19 protein-coding genes, 1 tRNA gene and 3 pseudogenes are annotated in these 19,083 nt (G+C 65.9%); 13 read left to right on the forward strand and 10 right to left on the reverse strand.

What is annotated here, in order from left to right; genetic code table 11:
• On the reverse strand, positions 1-424 hold a 424-nt coding region (locus GJ633_RS05505), incomplete at its 3' end, for a hydantoinase/oxoprolinase N-terminal domain-containing protein (protein ID WP_303646435.1).
• A gap of 99 nt (positions 425-523) precedes the next feature.
• Here GJ633_RS05505 and GJ633_RS05510 point away from each other — a divergent pair.
• From GJ633_RS05510 to GJ633_RS05520, 3 genes are all read left to right on the forward strand, one after another.
• The gene (locus GJ633_RS05510; protein WP_197431250.1) at positions 524-1,339 is read left to right on the forward strand and encodes an SDR family NAD(P)-dependent oxidoreductase; all 816 of its coding nucleotides are present in this window, start codon (positions 524-526) and stop codon (positions 1,337-1,339) included.
• A 381-nt stretch (positions 1,340-1,720) separates the two neighbouring features.
• Entirely contained in the window at positions 1,721-1,996 is a 276-nt protein-coding gene (locus tag GJ633_RS05515) for a ribbon-helix-helix domain-containing protein (RefSeq protein WP_156587853.1), read from the forward strand.
• On the forward strand, positions 1,989-2,252 hold the full coding sequence (locus GJ633_RS05520; protein ID WP_156587855.1) for a type II toxin-antitoxin system RelE/ParE family toxin: 264 nt from the start codon (positions 1,989-1,991) through the stop codon (positions 2,250-2,252). Before GJ633_RS05515 ends, GJ633_RS05520 begins: the two co-directional genes overlap by 8 nt.
• Positions 2,253-2,325: 73 nt before the next feature.
• Here the strand turns inward: GJ633_RS05520 and GJ633_RS05525 are convergent.
• Positions 2,326-2,400, reverse strand: a tRNA-Val gene (locus GJ633_RS05525).
• A gap of 183 nt (positions 2,401-2,583) precedes the next feature.
• Between GJ633_RS05525 and GJ633_RS05530 the strand changes: the two are divergent.
• A pseudogene (locus GJ633_RS05530) lies at positions 2,584-3,701 on the forward strand (M24 family metallopeptidase).
• Between the two features lie 83 nt (positions 3,702-3,784).
• Here the strand turns inward: GJ633_RS05530 and GJ633_RS05535 are convergent.
• Entirely contained in the window at positions 3,785-5,173 is a 1,389-nt protein-coding gene (locus GJ633_RS05535; protein WP_156587856.1) for an NAD(P)/FAD-dependent oxidoreductase, read from the reverse strand.
• A gap of 133 nt (positions 5,174-5,306) precedes the next feature.
• Here GJ633_RS05535 and GJ633_RS05540 point away from each other — a divergent pair.
• Positions 5,307-6,661: pseudogene (locus GJ633_RS05540) on the forward strand (sodium-dependent transporter).
• 45 nt (positions 6,662-6,706) lie between these two features.
• Here the strand turns inward: GJ633_RS05540 and GJ633_RS05545 are convergent.
• The 6 genes from GJ633_RS05545 to GJ633_RS05570 form a co-directional block, all read right to left on the reverse strand.
• Positions 6,707-6,880 carry a hypothetical protein gene (locus GJ633_RS05545; protein ID WP_156587858.1) on the reverse strand — a complete coding sequence of 58 codons (174 nt, stop codon included), beginning with the start codon at positions 6,878-6,880 and terminating at the stop codon, positions 6,707-6,709.
• A gap of 12 nt (positions 6,881-6,892) precedes the next feature.
• Complete coding sequence (locus tag GJ633_RS05550) at positions 6,893-7,549, reverse strand: AIM24 family protein (protein WP_156587860.1); 657 nt, start codon at positions 7,547-7,549, stop codon at positions 6,893-6,895.
• Between the two features lie 156 nt (positions 7,550-7,705).
• Positions 7,706-8,362, reverse strand: coding sequence for a hypothetical protein (locus GJ633_RS05555; RefSeq protein WP_156587862.1), 657 nt, complete (start codon positions 8,360-8,362; stop codon positions 7,706-7,708).
• 56 nt (positions 8,363-8,418) lie between these two features.
• Positions 8,419-9,084, reverse strand: coding sequence for a cytochrome c biogenesis protein CcdA (locus GJ633_RS05560; protein ID WP_156587864.1), 666 nt, complete (start codon positions 9,082-9,084; stop codon positions 8,419-8,421).
• 58 nt (positions 9,085-9,142) lie between these two features.
• Positions 9,143-9,685, reverse strand: coding sequence for a TlpA disulfide reductase family protein (locus tag GJ633_RS05565; RefSeq protein WP_321168924.1), 543 nt, complete (start codon positions 9,683-9,685; stop codon positions 9,143-9,145).
• On the reverse strand, positions 9,682-10,377 hold the full coding sequence (locus GJ633_RS05570; protein ID WP_156587866.1) for an SCO family protein: 696 nt from the start codon (positions 10,375-10,377) through the stop codon (positions 9,682-9,684). Before GJ633_RS05570 ends, GJ633_RS05565 begins: the two co-directional genes overlap by 4 nt.
• Positions 10,378-10,544: 167 nt before the next feature.
• Here GJ633_RS05570 and GJ633_RS05575 point away from each other — a divergent pair, with 167 nt between their 5' ends.
• From GJ633_RS05575 to GJ633_RS05610, 8 genes and pseudogenes are all read left to right on the forward strand, one after another.
• Complete coding sequence (locus tag GJ633_RS05575) at positions 10,545-10,745, forward strand: cold-shock protein (protein WP_156587867.1); 201 nt, start codon at positions 10,545-10,547, stop codon at positions 10,743-10,745.
• A 170-nt stretch (positions 10,746-10,915) separates the two neighbouring features.
• Positions 10,916-11,622: pseudogene (gene radB, locus GJ633_RS05580) on the forward strand (DNA repair and recombination protein RadB).
• Between the two features lie 728 nt (positions 11,623-12,350).
• Positions 12,351-13,040, forward strand: coding sequence for a helix-turn-helix domain-containing protein (locus GJ633_RS05585; RefSeq protein WP_156587869.1), 690 nt, complete (start codon positions 12,351-12,353; stop codon positions 13,038-13,040).
• Positions 13,041-13,222: 182 nt separating this feature from the next.
• On the forward strand, positions 13,223-13,405 hold the full coding sequence (locus GJ633_RS05590; RefSeq protein WP_156587870.1) for a hypothetical protein: 183 nt from the start codon (positions 13,223-13,225) through the stop codon (positions 13,403-13,405).
• Positions 13,406-13,478: 73 nt separating this feature from the next.
• Positions 13,479-15,794 carry a PAS domain S-box protein gene (locus tag GJ633_RS05595; protein ID WP_156587872.1) on the forward strand — a complete coding sequence of 772 codons (2,316 nt, stop codon included), beginning with the start codon at positions 13,479-13,481 and terminating at the stop codon, positions 15,792-15,794.
• A gap of 64 nt (positions 15,795-15,858) precedes the next feature.
• Entirely contained in the window at positions 15,859-16,470 is a 612-nt protein-coding gene (locus GJ633_RS05600) for a response regulator transcription factor (protein ID WP_156587874.1), read from the forward strand.
• A 244-nt stretch (positions 16,471-16,714) separates the two neighbouring features.
• Positions 16,715-17,347, forward strand: a complete 633-nt coding sequence (locus GJ633_RS05605) for a hypothetical protein (protein ID WP_156587876.1) — start codon at positions 16,715-16,717, stop codon at positions 17,345-17,347.
• A gap of 132 nt (positions 17,348-17,479) precedes the next feature.
• Entirely contained in the window at positions 17,480-17,857 is a 378-nt protein-coding gene (locus GJ633_RS05610; protein ID WP_156587878.1) for a hypothetical protein, read from the forward strand.
• Here GJ633_RS05610 and GJ633_RS05615 read toward each other — a convergent pair.
• Positions 17,854-18,903, reverse strand: a complete 1,050-nt coding sequence (locus tag GJ633_RS05615) for a PAS domain-containing sensor histidine kinase (RefSeq protein WP_156587880.1) — start codon at positions 18,901-18,903, stop codon at positions 17,854-17,856. The two genes, GJ633_RS05610 and GJ633_RS05615, sit on opposite strands and share 4 nt — an antisense overlap.
• Positions 18,904-19,083: the final 180 nt, after the last annotated feature.

The raw sequence follows: 19,083 nt of genomic DNA on the forward strand, positions 1-19,083 counted from the left end.
GGACCTCGTCGTCGTCGACGGAACGTTCGATCCCGTCGGTGGTCGCCCGTTCGGACAGCTCGAACCGGCGACACCGCGGCACCAGCGGCGCCGGCTTCTCGGCGTCGAGGTCGTACAGCGCGGGACGGTCCTGCCGCCCGATCTCCAGGACGTCACGGAACCCCTCGGTGGTGACGAGCGCCGTCTTCGCGCCCGCCGATTCGAGGAGTGCGTTGACCGAGACGGTCGTCGCGTGGGTGAACTCCGCGATCGTCACCGGGTCGACACCGGCGTCGGCACAGGCCTTCTCGATCCCGGCCAGCACGCCCTCGCTCTGCTCTTCGGTACTCGGTACCTTCGCCGTCACGAACTCCCCGTCGACGACCAGCGCCACGTCGGTGAACGTTCCGCCGACGTCGACGCCGATCGTGCCATCGCTCGGCATGGGTTCCGTTTCGGCCCGAGAATGATAAAGATACGAGCGCACCCCGCCGTCGTCACGCGGAGGTCAAGCTTTATGTGCGATACCGGAGGATTATTCGACATGGATCTCGGTATCGAAGATCGCGTTGCAGTCGTCACCGGCGGTAGCAAGGGAATCGGTTACGCGATCGCACGCGAACTCGGAGAGGCCGGCACGAGCGTCGTGATCGCGAACCGGACCCCCGAGGAGGGCCGGGAGGCCGCCGCGGCGATCGCCGAGGAAACCGGTGCCGACACCCTTGCGGTGCCGACCGACCTCACCGAAGAGGGAGACGCGGAGGCGCTGGTCGAGGAGACCGTCGACGAGTTCGGGAGCGTCGATATCCTGGTCAACAACGCCGGCACTATCGGCAGCCAGAAGCAGTTCCACGACATCCCCCTCGAGGAGTGGGAGGACGTCTACGACTTGAACCTCTTCGGTACCGTCCGGGTCACGCGGGCGGCGCTCCCCCACATGCGCGAGCAGGGATGGGGACGGGTCATCAACATCGCCTCCGAAGCCGGGACCCAGCCCGACGACTACAAACCCCACTACGACTCCTCGAAGGCGGCGATGATCAACTTCACCAAGAACCTCTCGAAGGCCTACAGCTCCGATGGGGTCCTCGTCAACGCGGTCTCCCCGGCGACGACGCTCACCCCGCTGGTCGAGGACATGTTCAAAGAGCGCGCCGAGGCGGAGGACAAGAGCTTCGACCAGGTCCGCCAGGAGTTCATCGACGACGAGAAACCGGGTATGGTCCGGGGCCTCGAGCGGCTCGGCGAGCCCGAGGAGACTGCCCATGTCGCCGCCTTCCTCGCCTCCGAGAAGGCATCGTGGGTGACCGGTTCGAACTACCGGGTCGACGGCGGTTCCATCTTCACGATGGACTCGTAGGCGGTTCGGTCGTCGCGTCTCGGACAATTCTCCGCGGCCGTGTATCCGACGAGTATCGGCGACGTGTGGAACGCCCACCAAGAAGAGCGTCCGCGTCGTTGGCAGGCTGTGTGGAGCCCGCGATGCGGCACCACTTGGAGGACAGAGCCAACCGTGAAGAACATCGGGAACAATTCACGTCCGAGCAGCTCCGGCTACTGAACACGTCCGAGTTGAAGGTCTCGTACTATCCGAAGGTCAGATAGAACCGCGTCTCACCCGGGCGGACCCCAGAGAAGGCCCGGCGTTCACGTCATTCTAAGCTCGCCGTCATCGAGATCGTACCATCGAGGAGTGCGGACCTCCGAAGCCTTCTTGTGTGATACCGATGTATCACAGAATATGAGCACCGATACGAACACCGGCGATGACCGGATGGAGAAGATCAACGTCCGAGTCCCTGAATCTCTTCTCTCCCGAATCGACGAGGAATGGGAACGGCGTGGCTATTCCAGTAAATCAGAGGCCATCCGCGACGCGCTGCGCGACTGGGCGAACCCGGCGGTGCAGCTCTCCGAAGAGACTCTCGCCGACCTAGAGGAAAGCCGCAAGCAGGCGGAGCGAGGCGAGACGGTGTCAGCTGAAGAGGCCCGCGAACGGCTCGGTTTGGATGACTGAGGTTGAGTACACTGAGAAGGCACTCAACCACCTCGAAGGGCTGGATCCACAGGTCGCCGACAGAGTCATGAACAAGATCGACGAGGCGACCGAGTGGACTGAGCATCGTCTCGATCCGCTTTCCGGATACCCCTACTGCAAGCTCCGCGCTGGAGACTACCGGGCAATTATCACGTGGGACCGGGACAATGAGCTTCTTCGAGTCGAAGCAGTCGGGCACCGTCGAAACATCTATGACCGACACCTCCCGCCGTAACGGAGGAAACAGCTATATCGTCACTATAGAAGCGTATTCTTCCCGGCTCGGGACTGTAAACGACTTAAGTGAATGGGTTGGGGCAGATTTGAACTGCCGGCCTCCTCCATGTCAAGGAGGTGTCATAACCGGACTAGACTACCAACCCGCAGGGGCTTGCTGACGCGTCTCGACGTATCCGGGGGACGTAATTGAACCTTTCGTTTCGAAGGCCAGCGGGCCGGTCGGGTCCGTCGATCGGGCGATCGCGCGGCGTCGTTCCGGCCGATCGCCGCCGCGGGTGACGCGCGCCTTCCGACCCGCTTTACTGGCTGGACGAGAGTCACCCCGTATGGTCGATCTCGCTGCCCGCACCGACAGGCTCGACGAGTACCTCGAGGCCCGCGGGCTCGAAGCGGTCTGGCTCGCCCGTCCGAACGGGTTCGCGTGGCTCACCGGTGGGAACAACGTCGTCAACGACGACGCTCCGGTCGGCGTCGCCGCGGCCGGATACGACGGCGACCTCCGGGTGATCACCAACAACATCGAGGCGGGCCGGCTCGCAGACGAGGAACTGCCCGACGCGTTCGCGGTGGAGTCGTTCCCGTGGTACGCCGACTCGCTGGCGGCGGCGGTCGCCGAGCGGTCGCCCGCGCCCGCGGCCGCCGACTTCGACGTCCCGGAGTTCGAGCGCGTCGACGGTTCGCAGCTCCGACAGCCGCTCACCGAGAACGACGCCGAGCGCTACCGCGAACTCGGCCGGGAGATCGCCGCTGCGTCGAGACGGTCTGTCGCAACCTCGAGCCCGGGGACCCGGAGTACGAAGTCGCCGCCGGGATCGACATCTCGCTTTCTTCTCGCGATGTGAACGCGCCGGTGGTGCTCGTCGGGGGCGCGGAGCGGGCGCAGTCGTACCGCCACTACACGCCGAGCGACGCGTCCCTCGGCGACTACGCGCTCGTCTCGGTCACGGCCGAACGTGCCGGGCTGTACGCCTCGACGACGCGCACCGTCGCGTTCGACGCCCCCGACTGGCTGGAGGAGCGACACCGCGCCGCGGCCCGCGTGGAGGCGACCGCGCTGGCGGCGACGGAGGCGGCCGCTGCGGGGAACCTCGACGAGACCGCGCCGAACACCGCCGGGGACGTCTTCGACGCGATCCGCGAGGCGTACGACGCGGTGGGCTACCCGGACGAGTGGCGCAACCACCACCAGGGCGGCGCGGCCGGCTTCGCGGGCCGCGAGTGGATCGCTACCCCGGAGAGCGACGAGCCGGTCCACCGGTCGATGGCCTACGCGTGGAACCCGACGGTGCAGGGGGCGAAAAGCGAGGACACACACCTCGTCGCGGCCGATCGGACCGAGACGCTCACCAAGACCGGACAGTGGCCGACACACGAGGTGGAGCCGGTCGCCGTCGACAGAATCGCGACCGAGCCGGTGGAGTTGCACGCGCCGGTCATCCGGTGATCGCGGCGGTCGTCGAGGTGGCTCGGCCGAACTGACCCTCCCGTCGCCGAAGCGATCCGGACCGGACGCCGAGCACCCGCAGGTCAGTAGACGTACTCGCGCTCGTCGATTCCGACGTAGTCCTTCTTGACCCGCCGCTTGTTCCACTTGTAGGCGAGCATCAGCTTCACCGACTCCCAGCCGGAGCGGTACGGCTGCGCGAGGAGCCCGTCGCCGGCCTCGGCGGCGAGCATCGCGTCGGCGGCACCGATGATCCGGTTCCAGTCGTCCGGGTCGTACTCGCCGACCATGTCCGCCATCGTCACGTTGCGGACGATCTCGTCGCCGATCGCCTCCTTCCACCGGCGGTTGTAGGGAGCGAGGTCGCCCGCGGCGGCGAGCTCGCCCGCGATCGCGCCCGTGCGGACCGCCACGTGGTCGCCCCCCTCGTGGAACGCCGAGGTCGTTCCCATCGCGCCGCCCGCGACGGCGATTCCCGCCTCCGTCGGCGAGTCGATCGGTCGCGTCGAAGAGATCGCGTACGTCTCCGTGCCGTTCCGCTTGCCGGCGTCCTCGACGAGCGGGAAGTCCGACTCGACGTCGTACTCGTCGCCGTACTGCCACTCTAGCAGCCGGCGGATGTACTCGTTCCCCTGCGGGATCGACTCGTCGCTCGGGTCGAGTAGCTTGTAGGCGTCGACGTCGACGTCGTCGATGTCGAGTCCGATCGGCATCGTGAGGCCGATCCGACAGACGCGGTCCTGGTTCGGGAAGATCCACGGGTACGCGGTCTCGCCGGGCATCACGCCCCACCAGAAGACGATGGCGTCGTTCACCGCCTCGTACACCGCCTCGGGGACGCGGCGGTACTCCTGATAGGCGATGTGGTTCGTGGTCCGGGAGGCGAGCCGGTCGGAGGCGGCCGCGTCCGCGGGGAGGTACTCGTCGAGCACGCGGTTCGTGACGGTCCGCTGTGGGCCGTCCGCGAGCACGACGAAGTCCGCGCCGACCGCGTCGCCGGACGCGAGCCGGACGGTGTGACGGGGAGCGTCGTCGCCCGGCGCCGCGGACAGGTCGGTGTCGACGCCGCGGACGGACTCGCCGGCACGGTACTCGGCGCCGGCGTTCTCGGCACGGTCGCGGAGCCAGTCGTCGAAGCGGGCGCGGTGGAAGGTGTAGCCGAACTTGTCGTACGAGGAGTCGATCCCGGTCGAGGTGAGCGTCGTCGCCTCGTCGGGACCGCGGAACTCCGCGCGGTTCAGCTCACACTGGAGGACGCCCTCGTCGAACTCGTCGGGGTGGATCCCCATGATGTCGACCCAGTAGTCGAGGATGCCGGCGGCGTCCGTCGAGTCGGGACCGAGCCGGTCCCGGTCGGCCCGCGGGACCCCCTTTTCCAATACGAGCGCGTCGGCCCCGCCGGTCGAGGCCGCGTGCGCCGCGGAGGAACCCGCCGGTCCGCCCCCCACGATCGCGACATCTACGCGTTCCATATCCCGTGAGGTAACCGTCTGGCTATTAAATGCACGGTCCCCGCCCGGAGAGCCCGAGTCGGTCACGGTCGTTGGTCACCGTTTCGTCGGAAAGACACGCTTTTCAGCGGGTACGAGAAGTCGTCGAGTACAGATGGCACGCGAGACATGGGCAACGCGGGCGGGGTTCATCCTCGCCGCCGTGGGCAGCGCCGTCGGACTCGGGAACATCTGGCGGTTCCCGTTCATCACCGGACAGGAAGGCGGCGGAGGATTCCTGCTCGTCTACCTGCTCTTCGTCGCGCTGATCGGCTTCCCGGCGATCCTCGTCGAGTTCGTCATCGGACGGCACACCGAGCTGAATCCGGTCGGCGCGATACGGCAACTCGGCAGCGGCGCGTGGAACTACCTCGGCTGGCTGTTCGTCGTCACCGGGTTCGTCATCCTCTCGTACTACAGCGTCGTCGCCGGGTGGTTCCTCCGGTACACTCTCATCGGCGTCACCGACGGGTACGCGCTCGCGGGGGCGAGCGAGGCGGAAGCGCTGTTCGGCACCGTCGCGACCGGCATCGACTCGCTGCTCTTCCACGCGGTGTTCATGGCGCTCGTCATCGGGATCATCGCCGCGGGCGTCCGCGGCGGCATCGAACTCGGCGTGAAGGTGATGGTCCCGGCGATCGTCGCGCTCCTGCTCGGACTGGCCGCGTACGGATTCACGCTCGACGCGGCGACGGCGGCGTACGGCTACTACCTCTCGCCCGACTTCGGGTACCTCCTGTCGAACTGGACGAGCATCCTCCCGGCCGCGGCGGGACAGGCCTTCTTCACGCTCTCGCTCGGGATGGGCGTGATGATCACCTACGCTCCTACCTCGGCGAGGACCGGAACCTCGCGGCCGACGCCGGCGTGATCGCCGCGCTCGACACGTTCGTCGCGGTGCTCGTCGGCTTCGTCGTCTTCCCGTTCCTGTTCGCGGCCGGGATCGACCCCGGCTCCGGCGGTCCCGGGGGGATCTTCGTGAGCCTCACAACCGCGTTCGCGGGGATACCCGGCGGCCGCGTCCTCGGGATCGTCTTCTTCGGGATGGTCGGGCTCGCCGCGCTCTCGTCGGCGATCAGCATCCTCGAGGTGCTCGTCTCGTACCTGATCGACGAGCTGGGCGTCGCCCGGATGCCCGCGTCGATCGCGCTCGGCGTCGCGGTGTTCCTGCTCGGCGTGCCGGTGACGATCGACCTGATCTTCCTCGACCTGTTCGACCTGCTCGCCGACGGGATCCTGCTCGTGTTGGGCTCGCTGCTGCTCGCGCTGTTCGTCGGCTGGGTGATCCCCAAGGCCGCCCGCGAGGAACTGGAGCGGGGGATCGGCGACCTCGGCGCGCTCGGTACCGCGTGGATCTGGGTCGTCCGGGTCCCCATCGTCGCGGTCGTCCTCGTCTCGCTGTACCTCGGGGTCGTCGACTACGTCGACTTCCTCACCGGCGGCTTCGCCGAGTGGCTGGCCGCGCGGTAGACGCGAAGCGGAGTTTCGTCGCCGTCGTCTCGGCGCTTTCGACCGTCAGAGGGCGTCCAGCACGCCGTCGACGACGATCCCGACAGTCTCGGAGACAGCCGTCTTAGCCCGTGAGAGGAGACCGGAAGACTCGTCGTTCTCGTCGGCGGTGTCCTCACTCTCGGCGGCGGCGTCCTCGTTGACCGCGGACGAGGACGCCGATCGGGTGGAGTCGTCCATCGATCGGGCCGTTCAGACGTGTTCCTCGTACGGCTGGACGACGACGAAGCCGTCCGGGCCGTCGAAGCGCATCTGGTACCGTTCGCCGGACTCCTGGCCGACCATGTCCGAGAGGCTGCGGTTGACCTCGACGCTCGGAGCGGTCCCGCCCCAGGCGACCGTCGCGCTGGGGTCCGTCGCGACCGGCGCCTCCAGAACGATCGGGTCGCCGTGGGTGGTGAGCGCGACGTAGCCGGGGCCCGTGAGGTAGACGTTGCTGAAGCCACCGGCGAGCGAGCCGGCGAGGCTGTCGATGGTGTTGATCTCGTAGGAGAGCGACTCCTCGAACGCGAGTACGTCCTCGCCGTTGACCGTGATCGAGTCGTCGTCGTCGAGCTCGACGACCTGCACCTTCTTGCCGTCGTCGGCGAAGTAGACGTGACCCTGCCCCTCGACGGCCATGATCGGCGTTCCCTCACCGGTTGCCGCCTCCTTGAGGAATCCGGTGATCCCGCCCTCTGCGGACGCCTTCCCGGTGAAAGAGACGTCGCCGGTGTACGCGATCATCGATCCGGCCTTCGCCATCACGGTGCCGTCGACGTCGACGTCGAGGGTGTAGCTGTTCTCGCGCTGGAACGGTTCCGCGCTCTCAGTCGGTGCGTTCTCGGCTGTGAACTGGTCGAGATTCATGTGCGGGGACCGAACCGTCGTGGACGGCACGTGCCGCCGGGTTCGGCTACGGGTCGATTCCTCGGTATCGAATATGAATGTTTGGTGGTCCGGCACCAGCGAATCGGGCGCTCTCGACGACGGCGAAGGGGAGAACCTAGACGCCGGCGGCGACGCTCACTCCAAGAGGAGGGTGAGCCCCCACCGGTCAGAGGAGGTCTCCTCGGACTCGGGGGGACCGACCGAGACGGTGGTCTCGAATCGATACTCTCCGACCGGGAGGCAGGCGTCCTCGCCGGGCGTCGCGTAGAGGTCGACCGGTCGGCTGTTCGACGCGCCGGCGTCGATCTCGAACGTGCGGTACTCCTCGGTGACGTGGACGTCCTCGGTGAGCCGCCAGCACCCCGGCTCGGCCGGGTACTCCCCCTCGCTCGGGAGGAACACGAGCGCCCCGGTCTCGTCTGTCACGTGCTCGAGGTGGACCGCTCGCCCCTCGCCGACCGTGACCGGCTCGTCGCGCGTGTTCTCCAGGGTCGTCCGGAGCCGCGGCGGCGACGACTCCGTCGCGGCCTCGCGAACGATCTCGACGGACGGCACGACGGGGAGGTCGACGTCGTCGTCGACCGACACGATCGTGACTCCCGGCCCGCCCGTCCCCTCGGGACGCGTCCCGCCGTGCTCGTCGCCGCCGTCGTCACTGTCGTCGCCGTTCTCGCTGTCGGCGTCGTCACCGTCGTTGCCGTTCGGTGGAGCCCGACCGATACAGCCGGCGCCGACGAGGAGCGCAGCACCGCCGCCGATGCCGCGAAGATACTGCCGCCGTGTCGTGACCATGGGCCTCTTCAGGAGGCCGATACAGATAGCCGTGCCTGTCGGTTGCTGCGTCCGGCTCAGTACACGACCAGCGCGAGGTACAGCTGTCCGATCCCCGCGAACACCATCACCGCCCCGGCGACCCGCTTCAACAGTCCGGCGTGCGCCATCACGCGGTTGGCGTTGCTCACCAGTCCGACGCCCGTCGCGACGGTCGTCGCGGCCATGAGGACCGCGACGGTGCCGGCGTAGACGCCGAGCACGAGCAGCGCGGTGTCGGCGGGGAGCGCGATCGCGCGGGCGACGACCCCGAGGAACACCGGCGCCACGCAGCCGGCGCCGGCGAGCGCGTAGCCCGCGCCGAAGACGCCGAACCCGAACACGCCCGCGCGGCGCTCCGGCAGCGGTACCGAGATCGAGGGGGCCCGGCCGGCGGCGACGAGCAGCCCGAACCCCACGAGCAGCGCTCCGACGAGCGTCTCGAAGACGGTGATGTTCGACAGCGTGGAGTAGCCGATCCGAACGGTAGCGCCCGCGAGCAGGGTGAACGTCGCCAGCACGCCGATCGCGGCCGCGACGCCGCGCACGCCCGCGCCGGCGACGGAGGCGCGATCGGCGTCGACGGCGTTCACGTAGAAGCCGACGTAGCCGGGAAGGAGCGGATACGCGCACGGCGAGAAGAACGTCGCCACGCCGGCCGCGAGCGCGAACGGGAGGTTCGTCGCGAGCGAGACGCCCGTCATCGACACCCGCACTCGTCGACGCTGACGCGACAGATCCCGGTGTAGCGGGTGGAAGCTCTCATCGGTCGAGCGCGTTCTCGATCTCCTCGACGATCCGGTCGGCGGTGTGGACCCCGGAGTCGGACCACGTCACCCGGCCGGCGGCGTCGAGCACGACCGCAGTCGGGTAGCCGCCGACGTCGAGCTTCGCCGCCAGCTCGGCGGTGACGTCGGCGGCGACCAGCCAGTCGCCGTCGTGCTCGCGCCACCACTCGGCCACGTCCGACTCACTCACCGCGCCGCCGACGTCCTCGGTCGTCACCGAGACGAACAGGACCTCGTCGCCGATCCGGTCGTGCGCCGCGGCGAGGTCGGGCATCTGCTCGGCGCAGGGCGGACACCACGTCCCGAAGAAGTCAACGAACGTCACCTGTCTCTCCGCAGGGATCGTCACCTCGCCGTCGCGGCTGCCCGGCGCGTCGATCGTCTTCAGTGTCGTCGGCTCGACCGGTTCGGCCGCGGATCCGCCGAGCACGTCCGGGACGGCACCCGTCGCGACCACGCCCGCTCCGCCGAGTGCGACCGCGCTCGCGGCCCCCGCGAGGAGATGACGGCGCCTCACGCGGTGGCCACCCGTTCGACGTCGGTCACGAGTCGTTCGATGTCGGTCTGTGGACCCCGCGGGTACGCGCGCTCGACGATCCCCTGCTTGTTCGCGAGGAGGATCAGTCCGTAGTGGGGGAACTGGTACTCGAGGTTGTCGTAGTCGTCGGCCGGGGTCTTCTCGATCACGAGCCCGAACTTCTCGTCTAACAGCTCCTGGCCCCGTTCGTAACTCTCCGGGCGGAGGAAGTGCCAGTTGCTCGCGTCGAGGTCGACGCCCTGTTGGCCGGCGTACTCGCGGAGGACATCGGCGGTGTCGCGCTCGGGGTCGAACGTGAGCGCGAGGAATTCCGCCTCGTCGCCGTACCCCCCCTCCGCGGCGGCCGCTTGCGCGCGACGCAGCCGGAGGATGAGCGCGGGACAGACCCCGTCCGGGCAGTTCGTGTAAAACGACGTCCACAGCACCGCGCGCTCGCCCTCGAACTGCGAAATCGACACGTCCTCGTCCGCGATCGGATCTGGAACGGTGAAGTGGGGCATCTCGTCGCCGTAGCTCGGGTGTGACGCCTCGCTCAGGTCCCGCTCCGGCGGACCCAGCACCGTCCCCTCGGCGCCGCCCAGGCCGAGCGCCCCCGTACACCCGGCGGTGGCGACGGTGCCGACGGCGGCCCCCGTCGCGGCGATCGAACGTAAGTATTCGCGGCGGTCCATGTGTTGGCTACACAGTCGTAGACGCTCGTAAATGAACCTCTCGCCTGGTCGCTCCGCGTGGGAGCGGTACACGCCGACCGATAGCGGCCCCGCGAGCGCGCTCCGACAGTCGTGGTACCGCGACCCTCGCAAGCGTTATCCCGGAAACGGGCGTACACTTGTTTGCAATGGCAAACGGTAAGGTTGATTTCTTCAACGACACTGGCGGCTACGGTTTCATTTCGACTGACGACACTGACGAGGACGAGGACGTGTTCTTCCACATGGAAGACGTCGGCGGTCCGGACCTCGAAGAGGGACAGGAAGTGGAGTTCGACATCGAGTCGTCTCCCAAGGGACCCCGCGCGTCGAACCTCGTTCGTAACTAACTGAATTCGGCCGCCGGTCGCGGCGATCGACGACCGCTCTTCTGTTCCACACACTTCGCTCGACGAGCGATAGCGCTCGCATCGAGGCGGGTGGGCGCCGCGAGTGAACTGCACCGGATCGCGACGCGCGCGACCGACCGGTTAAATACCAACGCGACTGAAGCCCGGACGTGAGCGATCCGATCCCGACCGGCTGTGGGCCGGTCGACGAGCTGTTGGGCGGGGGGTTCGAGCGGGGAGTCGTCACACAGGTGTACGGCCCGCCCGCGGCGGGGAAGACGAACCTCGCGCTCGCGGCGGCGGTCGAGGTCGCGGCCGATGGCGACCGCGCGCTCTACATCGACACCGAGGGACTCTCTATCGACCGGTTCGAGCAGATAGCCGCGGGCCGGGTCGACCGTCCGGACGCCGACGAGGACGTCGAGACGGTCGCCTCGCGGCTCGTGATCTCCGAGGCGTACGACTTCGAGGACCAGCGCGAGGCGGTCCGCGACGCGGAGGAGCTGGCCGAAGAGGTGGAGCTGATCGTGTTGGACTCGGCGACGGGCTTCTACCGGCTCGAACGCGCCGGAGACGTGGAGGGCGGCGAGTCGCTGCGGAAGGTGGCCAAACAGGTGACGCACCTCCTCTCGCTGGCCCGCAGACACGACCTCGCCGTCGTGATCACGAACCAGGTGTTCACCGACCCCGACGGCGACCGCGATCGCGCGCTCGGCGGGAACACGCTCAACCACTGGACCGGCGTGATCCTCCGCGTCGACCGATTCCGCGGCGGGAACCGGCGAGCGACGCTGGAGAAGCACCGCTCGAAGCCCGCCGCGACTCCGTCACCTTCCGGATCGTCGGCGACGGGCTCGCCGAGGGAACCGACATGTAGGGGTCGGTAGTTCCGGCGACGTCTCAGGATGTCAGAGAAGGATCTCACACCCGAACAGGACTCGCTCGATACAGGTCAAGGAGTGAGCGATTCTGCGGTGGCGCGCTCCGGTGAGCGGGCGCGATAGCGCACACGAACCCGAGCGCGAGGTCGTCGGGCTCCGCCCGACTGCCAGAGAATCTCCGACTCTCGCTGGACGCGGTGAGCGCTCGAAGAGCGCGAACCGCGAGGCTGGGGAGGCGTGAGGTACGGGACTGTGCGGACGGGATGAGGACTCAAAGGGGCAGCCGGCCGCTTCGCCGCCGGCGAGACCGCAGACCGTGAACGAAGTGAACGTCGAGGACCACCGCGAGCCGCGCGAGTCCTCACGGCTGGGGCTTTGTGAGTGTTCTCCGCGCTGGCAACTGTTTATAAGCGAGCGGCTGCCCCTTTCGAGATGTTCTCGACCACAACGATCTCGTACCACTAGCACACACGATCTGATAGCTGATTCACCAGTTCCGCTAGGAGATAACTCGGCGTGAGAAGCGTTCTACGACACCCTCTACTGACAGGTATGGCGTCATAGAACCGTTCACTCACCCACCGTATCGGTCGCCGCTGCATCAAGCAATGTAGAGCAGGCGTCTCGCAAATACTGACAGCTGCGCGACCGATCGCTTGGCTGGGCGCGATATCCAGTCTTCTCACCAAATAGTATATATTGTTTGTATTAACAATCGGGTCCTATGACGATCCTCGTTGAGTTCGGAATTTCGAACGAGCGCTTCGCGCTCGGGGAGCACATCGGCCGACACGCGGCGTTGTCGGCCGAACTCGAACGGGTCGTTCCGACCGGAGACAACGCCATCCCGTACGTGTGGGTGACGGGGGCGCCGGAGACGCTCGCCGAGTTGGTCGACACGCTCGAATCCAGCGACGCGGTCGGATCGGTTTCGGTCCGCGATCAGTTGTCTATCAGCGACACGAGCGACGAGGAGCATCTCTTTCGAATCGTCTGGGATCTCGAGGAACTCGACGTCGTCCGCGGCATCATCGAATCCGGGGGCACCATTCTCGAAGGCGAATGCGTCGACCACAGTTGGGTGCTGCGACTGCGATTCTCGGCCCACGAGGACGTCGCCGCGTTCTATCAGTATCTCACCGACCACGGCATCACGGAGTTCACTATCGACAGTATCTACGAGCTGCAGACCCGGTCAGGGCGGGGCGGGTCCAACGACCTCACTCGGGAGCAGCGTGAGGCGCTCGCGTTGGCGGCGAACCGAGGATACTTCGAATCGCCGCGGGAGGTCACGCTCGAAGAGATCGGTGCGGACCTGGGTATCACCCAGCAGGCGGTCTCGGATCGGATCCGTCGGGGGGTGAGACAGGTCGTTCACTCCACGCTCAACATCCCCGAACGACCGCCCGAGTAGTGAGCGATTGAAATACCTGATAAATACCTTGTCAGAACAATCGGTTAACAACGTAACAGTTGTTTGAACCCTGTGTGATGTTTTGGGTGAAAATATGAAGCACCGGTGCGGTTGTAGCGGACTGACCCAGTGGCTCAGGAGTGATCGGCCGAGTGCGGACCGACCCGGGGGCGGTGACAGCCATGAGTAGGACCGGAGCCGATAGCGCGGGGATAGAACAGTCGTTCAGAGAACAGCTCCGGTCGTTGGTCGAGGAGGCCCACGAACACGACCTCGACATCGACCGAAACTGGACCTGTCGGGCGGGAGACGGCGTTCCAGACTACGAGGTCGAATTCGTGCGGTTACAGGACCGATCCGACTGACACGGCATGACGGGAGCGACTCCGACGTCGTGGCCGCCGCCGCGCGACAACGAGTGACCGTACACAAGCCCAGATGACACACGAACGCCTCCACTCCGACCAGGCGCGTGCGGAATTGTACCGGATCATGCGGGCCGACCTCGCCTTCGAGGAGAAGGTCGATCGGGCCCTCGACCTGGGGGAGGCCTTCCTTGATGTCCAGAACGCCCACTTGACCCGCATCGACGAGCGCATCGACTTCTGGGAGGCCGTCGTCAGTACCGATCCCCCGGACGGCGACTTCCCGGCCGGCGAGGTGCTCGACCTCCGGACGACGTACTGCCGACGCGTCGTCGAGGAGGGGTCGACCGTCGCCCTCAGCGACGCACCCGAACAGGGATGGAACGACGACCCGGCGTTCGAGGAACACGGCCTCCGTTGTTACCACGGGACCCCGCTCACCATTGAAAACGAGATATGGGGCACGCTGTGTTTCGTGTCCGAGGAGCCACGCGAGGCGCCGTTCTCGGAGGGGGAGACGCTGTTCGCGGAGCTCATCGCCCGGTTGCTCGAACAGGAGATCCGAACCGCCCGTCAGCAATCCGAGATCAACTTGCAGTCGAACCTCATCGGCGTCCTCAGTCGCGTGCTACGTCACAACCTCCGGAACGACCTCAACGTCATTCGGGCACACCTGACGACGCTGTCTGACCAGCACGAGGATGGACACCTACAGAACGACACCGCCGTGAGCAAGATCGACAGGCTCGTCGACCTCGCCAACACGGCCCGCAAGATCGAGTCGATCGCCAGCTCCGACCTCGATCGGCAGCCCGTCGACCTCAACGCCCTGCTCGAGAACGTCATCGAACGCGTCCGGCGAGCGCACCCGAACGCCTCGTTCGCGCTGGAGGGGCCAGACGGAGTCCACCTCGAAGCGATCCCCTCGCTGCGGAGGGGCTTGGAGGAGCTCGTCGAGAACGCGGCGAAACACTCCGGTGAGTTCCCTCAGGTCACGGTCTCGATCGACACCACGGCCGACGCCGTCGAAATCGACGTGATCGACGACGGCCCGGGGCTCCCCGAGGACGAACGGGAGGTCCTCCGCGAGGGGTCGGAGTCACCGCTCATCCACGGGAACGGCCTGGGACTCTGGTTGAGCTACTGGATCGTCGCTCACCACGAGGGGTCGATCGAGGCCGAGGTGACTGACGAGGGAACCCGCATCTCGGTCACGCTACCCAGGACCTCGTCGCTCTCGGAGTTCGACGAGTCGGAGTCGCTGCTCGGACGGTTCCACCGGGAGCAGGACAAGTTCGAGGCGGTGTTCGAGGAGTCCTTCGACGCGATCGTGATCCTCGACGACGACGGTCACTACACCGATGTCAACGAGAGCGCCGCCGAGCTGTTCGGGGTACCGCAGGAGGAGCTTCGGGGACGGTCCATCGCCGAGTTCGTGGCGGACGACTTCGACGTCGAGAGCGTCTGGACGGATCTGATGGCGACCGACCGGGACCGGAGCACGTTCACCCTGGTTCGTCCGGACGGCGGCGAGCGGTTCGTCGAGTACACCGCGGTCACCGACATCGTTCCGGGTCAGCACCTCGCCATCCTCCGTGACGCGACCGAGCGCATCGATCGCGAGTGGGAGCTCCTGAAGACGAAAGACCGGCTAGAGGCCATCATCGACGCGTCCCCGGACCCGATACTGGTGGTGAACGACCGGGGAGTGATCGAACGCTGGAACGACGCCGCCGAGAAGGTGTTCGGCTACGAGGCGGACGAGGTGGTGGGCGAACCGCTCCGGTCCATCGGCCTCCACACCGACTCGGAAGCCGAAACGTTCGCCGACCGGTTCGAACGCGCGATGTCCGGAGAACGGTTCGACAACCTCGTGGTCAGCCGGGAGACGAAGGAGGGGGACAGAATCCAGGTGAGTCTCTCCACGACGCCCCTTTACGACTGCGCGGGGGACATCTCCGGGCTGGTCGCGGTGGCGCAGGACGTCACCGACCGCCTCGAACAGGCGCGGCGGTTCGAGGCCCTCTCGAAGGGGTTCCCCGACCTCTGTTTCGTCCTGGACCAGGACGGAGTCTATCGAGAGGTACTCTCGAACCCGGCGAACGAGGACATCCTGATCGGCGATCCCGACGAACTCGTCGGGCGAGCGGTGACCGACGTGCTCCCGAGCGAGCAAGGTCGGCTCGTCCGTGAGAACGTCGACCGCGCCATCGAGACCGGCGAGCCCCAGACGTTCCACTTCGAGCTACAGGTGCCGGCGGGACGCCGCGTCTTTGAGGCCCGAGCCCACCCCCTCTCCGAAACGGCGGACGAGAAACGCACGGTGTCGTTGGTCGTTCGAGACATCACCGACCTTCCTAGCGGTGAAGAGGTGAGCACAGCCACTTGACTAACTGTCATGACGACCCCACGACTCGAAGTGAGTGATCCACCCCACAAACAGTCACCATAACATGGGAGCCAACAGCCGACATCCATCGGACGGTGCGAGCGTCCTCATCGTCGAGGACGAGCGTGACCTAGCTGAGCTCTACGACACCTGGTTGAGCGATTCGTACGAAACCGAGGTGGCGTACTCCGGTACGGAGGCACAGGAACGGTTCGACGAGGGGCGACACGAGGTCGTCCTGCTGGACCGCTGGCTGCCGGACATCTCCGGCGACGAGGTCCTCGAGACCATCCGCGACCGAGAGCCGAACGGTAAGGTAGCGATGCTGACCGGCGTCTCACCCGACTTCGACGTCATCGAGATGGAGGTCGACAGCTACGTCCTCAAGCCGGTTACCAGAGACGAGCTTCGCGAGCTGGTCGATCGCCTGCGTCACCTCGCCGAGTACCAACGAGACGTCCAGGAACTGTATCCGCTCATCGCGAAACGAACCGTGTTGGAGTCGGAGAAGACCGCGGACGAACTCGCGGTGAGCGAGGAGTTCGCGACCTTGACCGACCAGATCGCGACCAAAAAAGAACGGAGCCGAGCGAGCATAGAAGCAACCGATAATGAGGACGTCCGGACCCTCCTGAAAGGGGAACCACCCCGGAAGCCCCGCGAACACGATCGGTGAGACTGAACGGATACCCGGTGAGCATGTCGGGGCGCGTCGGAATTTCAGAGAAGGTACCGACGAGGGAACGATTCACTCCGCGGCCATTCACGCGTCGACCGGTGAGCGGCTAGCGGGCGGAGATGTACTTCCTAGATGACGATACGGCAGTACGGCTGAACCACTACCTCACGCAGTGAACGATCCCTCGGGGAATCGCTCCATGACACCCCACAGTTATCACGAGCGGTTACTTTTGAGTGGTATGTACCGTCGTGATGTGCTTCGGGCAGGCGTGGCCACGAGCGTCGCTGGTGTCGCCGGGTGTACGGACCCCCGCGACGGCCCGGACTTCACGGAAGGCTTCGAGGACGGTCTCGGTGAGTGGGAACCCAGTGCGACGATTGGTCCAGAGGTCGATATCGAGGATTTCGCGTGGGAGGTCGACCCCTCGGAGGCGGAAGCGGTCGAAGGAGAACACTCGCTACGGGTGTGGAACGAGGGCGATTACGACGACGGGGTGACGTGGGCCTCCCATCCGATTTCGATCGAGCCCGGGCGAGCCTACCGAATAGCGGCCACCGGACAGTTCTGGAGCGAATCGGAATCGTTCAACACGATCCGGCACGCCGTCATGCGACTCGGACCCGACCCTGCTGAGGTCGAAGCGGACTTCCCACAACTCGGGGTCAACTCGACCGACTTCGGTGAGACACCGTACGGCGGGCTTCGAGAACCACTGTGGCTCGCCGATGGCTGGCGTGAGTACTCGTTCGAGTGGACCACGCCGGAGCTGTCGACCGATACGCTCTATTTCGCCGTCGGAACGGCCGTCATCTGGGAGGCCGACGCCACGCACTACGTCGACGACCTCTCCGTCGTCGTCGAACCACGGTGAACCCGGAGCGGGGATGAGTCGAGAGGATCAGCGAGTGGGCCACCGCGACCGTCCGACGGACGATCCGGGGCGGGAAGGGGGATACAAGTGTCCCGCGCGAGTGGGCGTGGTATGAACCGGCGTCAGTTTGGTATGAACCGGCGTCACTTCGTCGCGGTCGCAACGATGGCGTCGCTGGCCGGTTGCACGGGATCGTTCGACGGCGGAGGGAACAGTCGGCTCGCCCTCACCGTCCAGAACGAACGCGCTGACCCGGTTACCGTTCGGATCGAAGTCGTCGATACCGAGGGAACGACCTACGAAGACGAGTCGGACCGGATCGACGGCGGAGTAGCCCGTTCGTACGAGGTCACCGGTGGGACCGCGGGGCGCCACGAGGTGACCGTCGCAGGTGAAGGCTTCCGCGGGCAACTCGCGTGGAACGCCGACACGTGCAGCCGCTTCGATGGAACCGTCAGCGTGACCGACGAGAGCGTCTCTGTCGCCGGTGAGTGCGTCGATCAACGCTAAGGAGGGTATCGCGGCAGTGTGACCACGAACACGGCCCCTGTCGGATCGTTATCTTCGATCCTGATATCGCCGCCGTACTGGGTGACGAGCGTTTGAACGAGGTAGAGCCCGAGACCGGTACCGGAGCTGCCGAGGCCCTTCTCTCCCTTTCCGAAAATGACGTCTTTGTGTTCGTCCGGTATCCCCGGTCCGTTGTCGGCGACCCGAACGCGCACCGCCTCGTCGAGGACCTCACAGGAGATCTCCACGACGGGGTCGTCATTGGTATTGTGTTGGACCGCGTTGTTCAGCAGATTTCGAAACACCGAACTGAGTAGACTGTTGGCGGCAACCGTGACGTCAGGTATGCCGCCGTCGATGACGAATGCTGCCTCCGGAAACGATTCTTCGCGAAGCGAGATCTCGGTCTCGAGCGTCGAGCGGAGCGGGATCGGTTCCTTCTCGACGTCCGCATCTGCGAACACCGTCTCGACGTAATCGCGCGCGAGTTCGGTGAGCTCTATGACGTGTTCCCCGCTGGTGAGGATCTTCTGCAGGGTCTCTTCTTTCCCGTCCTCGACGTGTCCCTCGAGCATTTCTGCCCACCCGAGGATGATCGCCATGTCGTTTCGGATGTCGTGGCGGAGGATCCGATTCAGCATTTCGAGCTCGCGCTCACGGCTCTTTTGTTCGGTGATGTCGGTACAAATTCCGACGACTTCAGACACACCTCCGTCGGCGTCCCGCAGGAGAACCTGGCGCGTGAGTACCCAACGCACCGATCCATCGGATCGGACGACCCGGCCCTCGTATGACGTATCACGGAGCTCTCGTCGCGATGCCTCGATGTTTTCGCGAATACGATCTCGATCGTCGGGGTGAATGGTCTCGATCAGCCGCTCGGTATCGTCGGTGATCTCCGCTGGGGGAATGCCCCAGATGTCCTCGAAGCCAGCGCTGATGTAGTCGAACTGACCGGGTTCGGTCGCCGTCCACAGCGCGACTCCGTCGAGCTGATCGACCAGAGTCCTGAAGTCGCGGCTCTGGCTTAGCGAAGAGTTACTCATACCCGATACACACCACTACGGTATATAAAATAGTCCACCACTCAACACCTGTCTCTTACCCACAACTCCTATCCGCTGTGAGTTCGTCGAGAAAGAGACCAAGATGCAGAGCGGTTCACGAACGCGGCGGACGTGACCTAGACGAGGAAGAGCGTGTGTCAAACCGATGTTTCTGGCAAG

It is taken from the genome of Halorubrum sp. CBA1125 (assembly GCF_009742825.1).
GTDB lineage: Archaea > Halobacteriota > Halobacteria > Halobacteriales > Haloferacaceae > Halorubrum.

Excerpts from the sequence above, each read along its gene's own strand:
- GJ633_RS05595 (WP_156587872.1), top strand. The coding sequence starts at position 13,479 with ATGACACACGAACGCCTCCACTCCGACCAGGCGCGTGCGGAATTGTAC.
- GJ633_RS05555 (WP_156587862.1), bottom strand. The coding sequence starts at position 8,362 with ATGGTCACGACACGGCGGCAGTATCTTCGCGGCATCGGCGGCGGTGCT.
- GJ633_RS05615 (WP_156587880.1), bottom strand. The coding sequence starts at position 18,903 with ATGAGTAACTCTTCGCTAAGCCAGAGCCGCGACTTCAGGACTCTGGTC.
- GJ633_RS05545 (WP_156587858.1), bottom strand. The coding sequence starts at position 6,880 with ATGGACGACTCCACCCGATCGGCGTCCTCGTCCGCGGTCAACGAGGAC.
- GJ633_RS05610 (WP_156587878.1), top strand. The coding sequence starts at position 17,480 with ATGAACCGGCGTCACTTCGTCGCGGTCGCAACGATGGCGTCGCTGGCC.
- GJ633_RS05600 (WP_156587874.1), top strand. The coding sequence starts at position 15,859 with ATGGGAGCCAACAGCCGACATCCATCGGACGGTGCGAGCGTCCTCATC.
- GJ633_RS05605 (WP_156587876.1), top strand. The coding sequence starts at position 16,715 with ATGTACCGTCGTGATGTGCTTCGGGCAGGCGTGGCCACGAGCGTCGCT.
- GJ633_RS05560 (WP_156587864.1), bottom strand. The coding sequence starts at position 9,084 with ATGACGGGCGTCTCGCTCGCGACGAACCTCCCGTTCGCGCTCGCGGCC.
- GJ633_RS05575 (WP_156587867.1), top strand. The coding sequence starts at position 10,545 with ATGGCAAACGGTAAGGTTGATTTCTTCAACGACACTGGCGGCTACGGT.
- GJ633_RS05515 (WP_156587853.1), top strand. The coding sequence starts at position 1,721 with ATGAGCACCGATACGAACACCGGCGATGACCGGATGGAGAAGATCAAC.
- GJ633_RS05510 (WP_197431250.1), top strand. The coding sequence starts at position 524 with ATGGATCTCGGTATCGAAGATCGCGTTGCAGTCGTCACCGGCGGTAGC.
- GJ633_RS05520 (WP_156587855.1), top strand. The coding sequence starts at position 1,989 with ATGACTGAGGTTGAGTACACTGAGAAGGCACTCAACCACCTCGAAGGG.
- GJ633_RS05550 (WP_156587860.1), bottom strand. The coding sequence starts at position 7,549 with ATGAATCTCGACCAGTTCACAGCCGAGAACGCACCGACTGAGAGCGCG.
- GJ633_RS05535 (WP_156587856.1), bottom strand. The coding sequence starts at position 5,173 with ATGGAACGCGTAGATGTCGCGATCGTGGGGGGCGGACCGGCGGGTTCC.
- GJ633_RS05585 (WP_156587869.1), top strand. The coding sequence starts at position 12,351 with ATGACGATCCTCGTTGAGTTCGGAATTTCGAACGAGCGCTTCGCGCTC.
- GJ633_RS05570 (WP_156587866.1), bottom strand. The coding sequence starts at position 10,377 with ATGGACCGCCGCGAATACTTACGTTCGATCGCCGCGACGGGGGCCGCC.
- GJ633_RS05590 (WP_156587870.1), top strand. The coding sequence starts at position 13,223 with ATGAGTAGGACCGGAGCCGATAGCGCGGGGATAGAACAGTCGTTCAGA.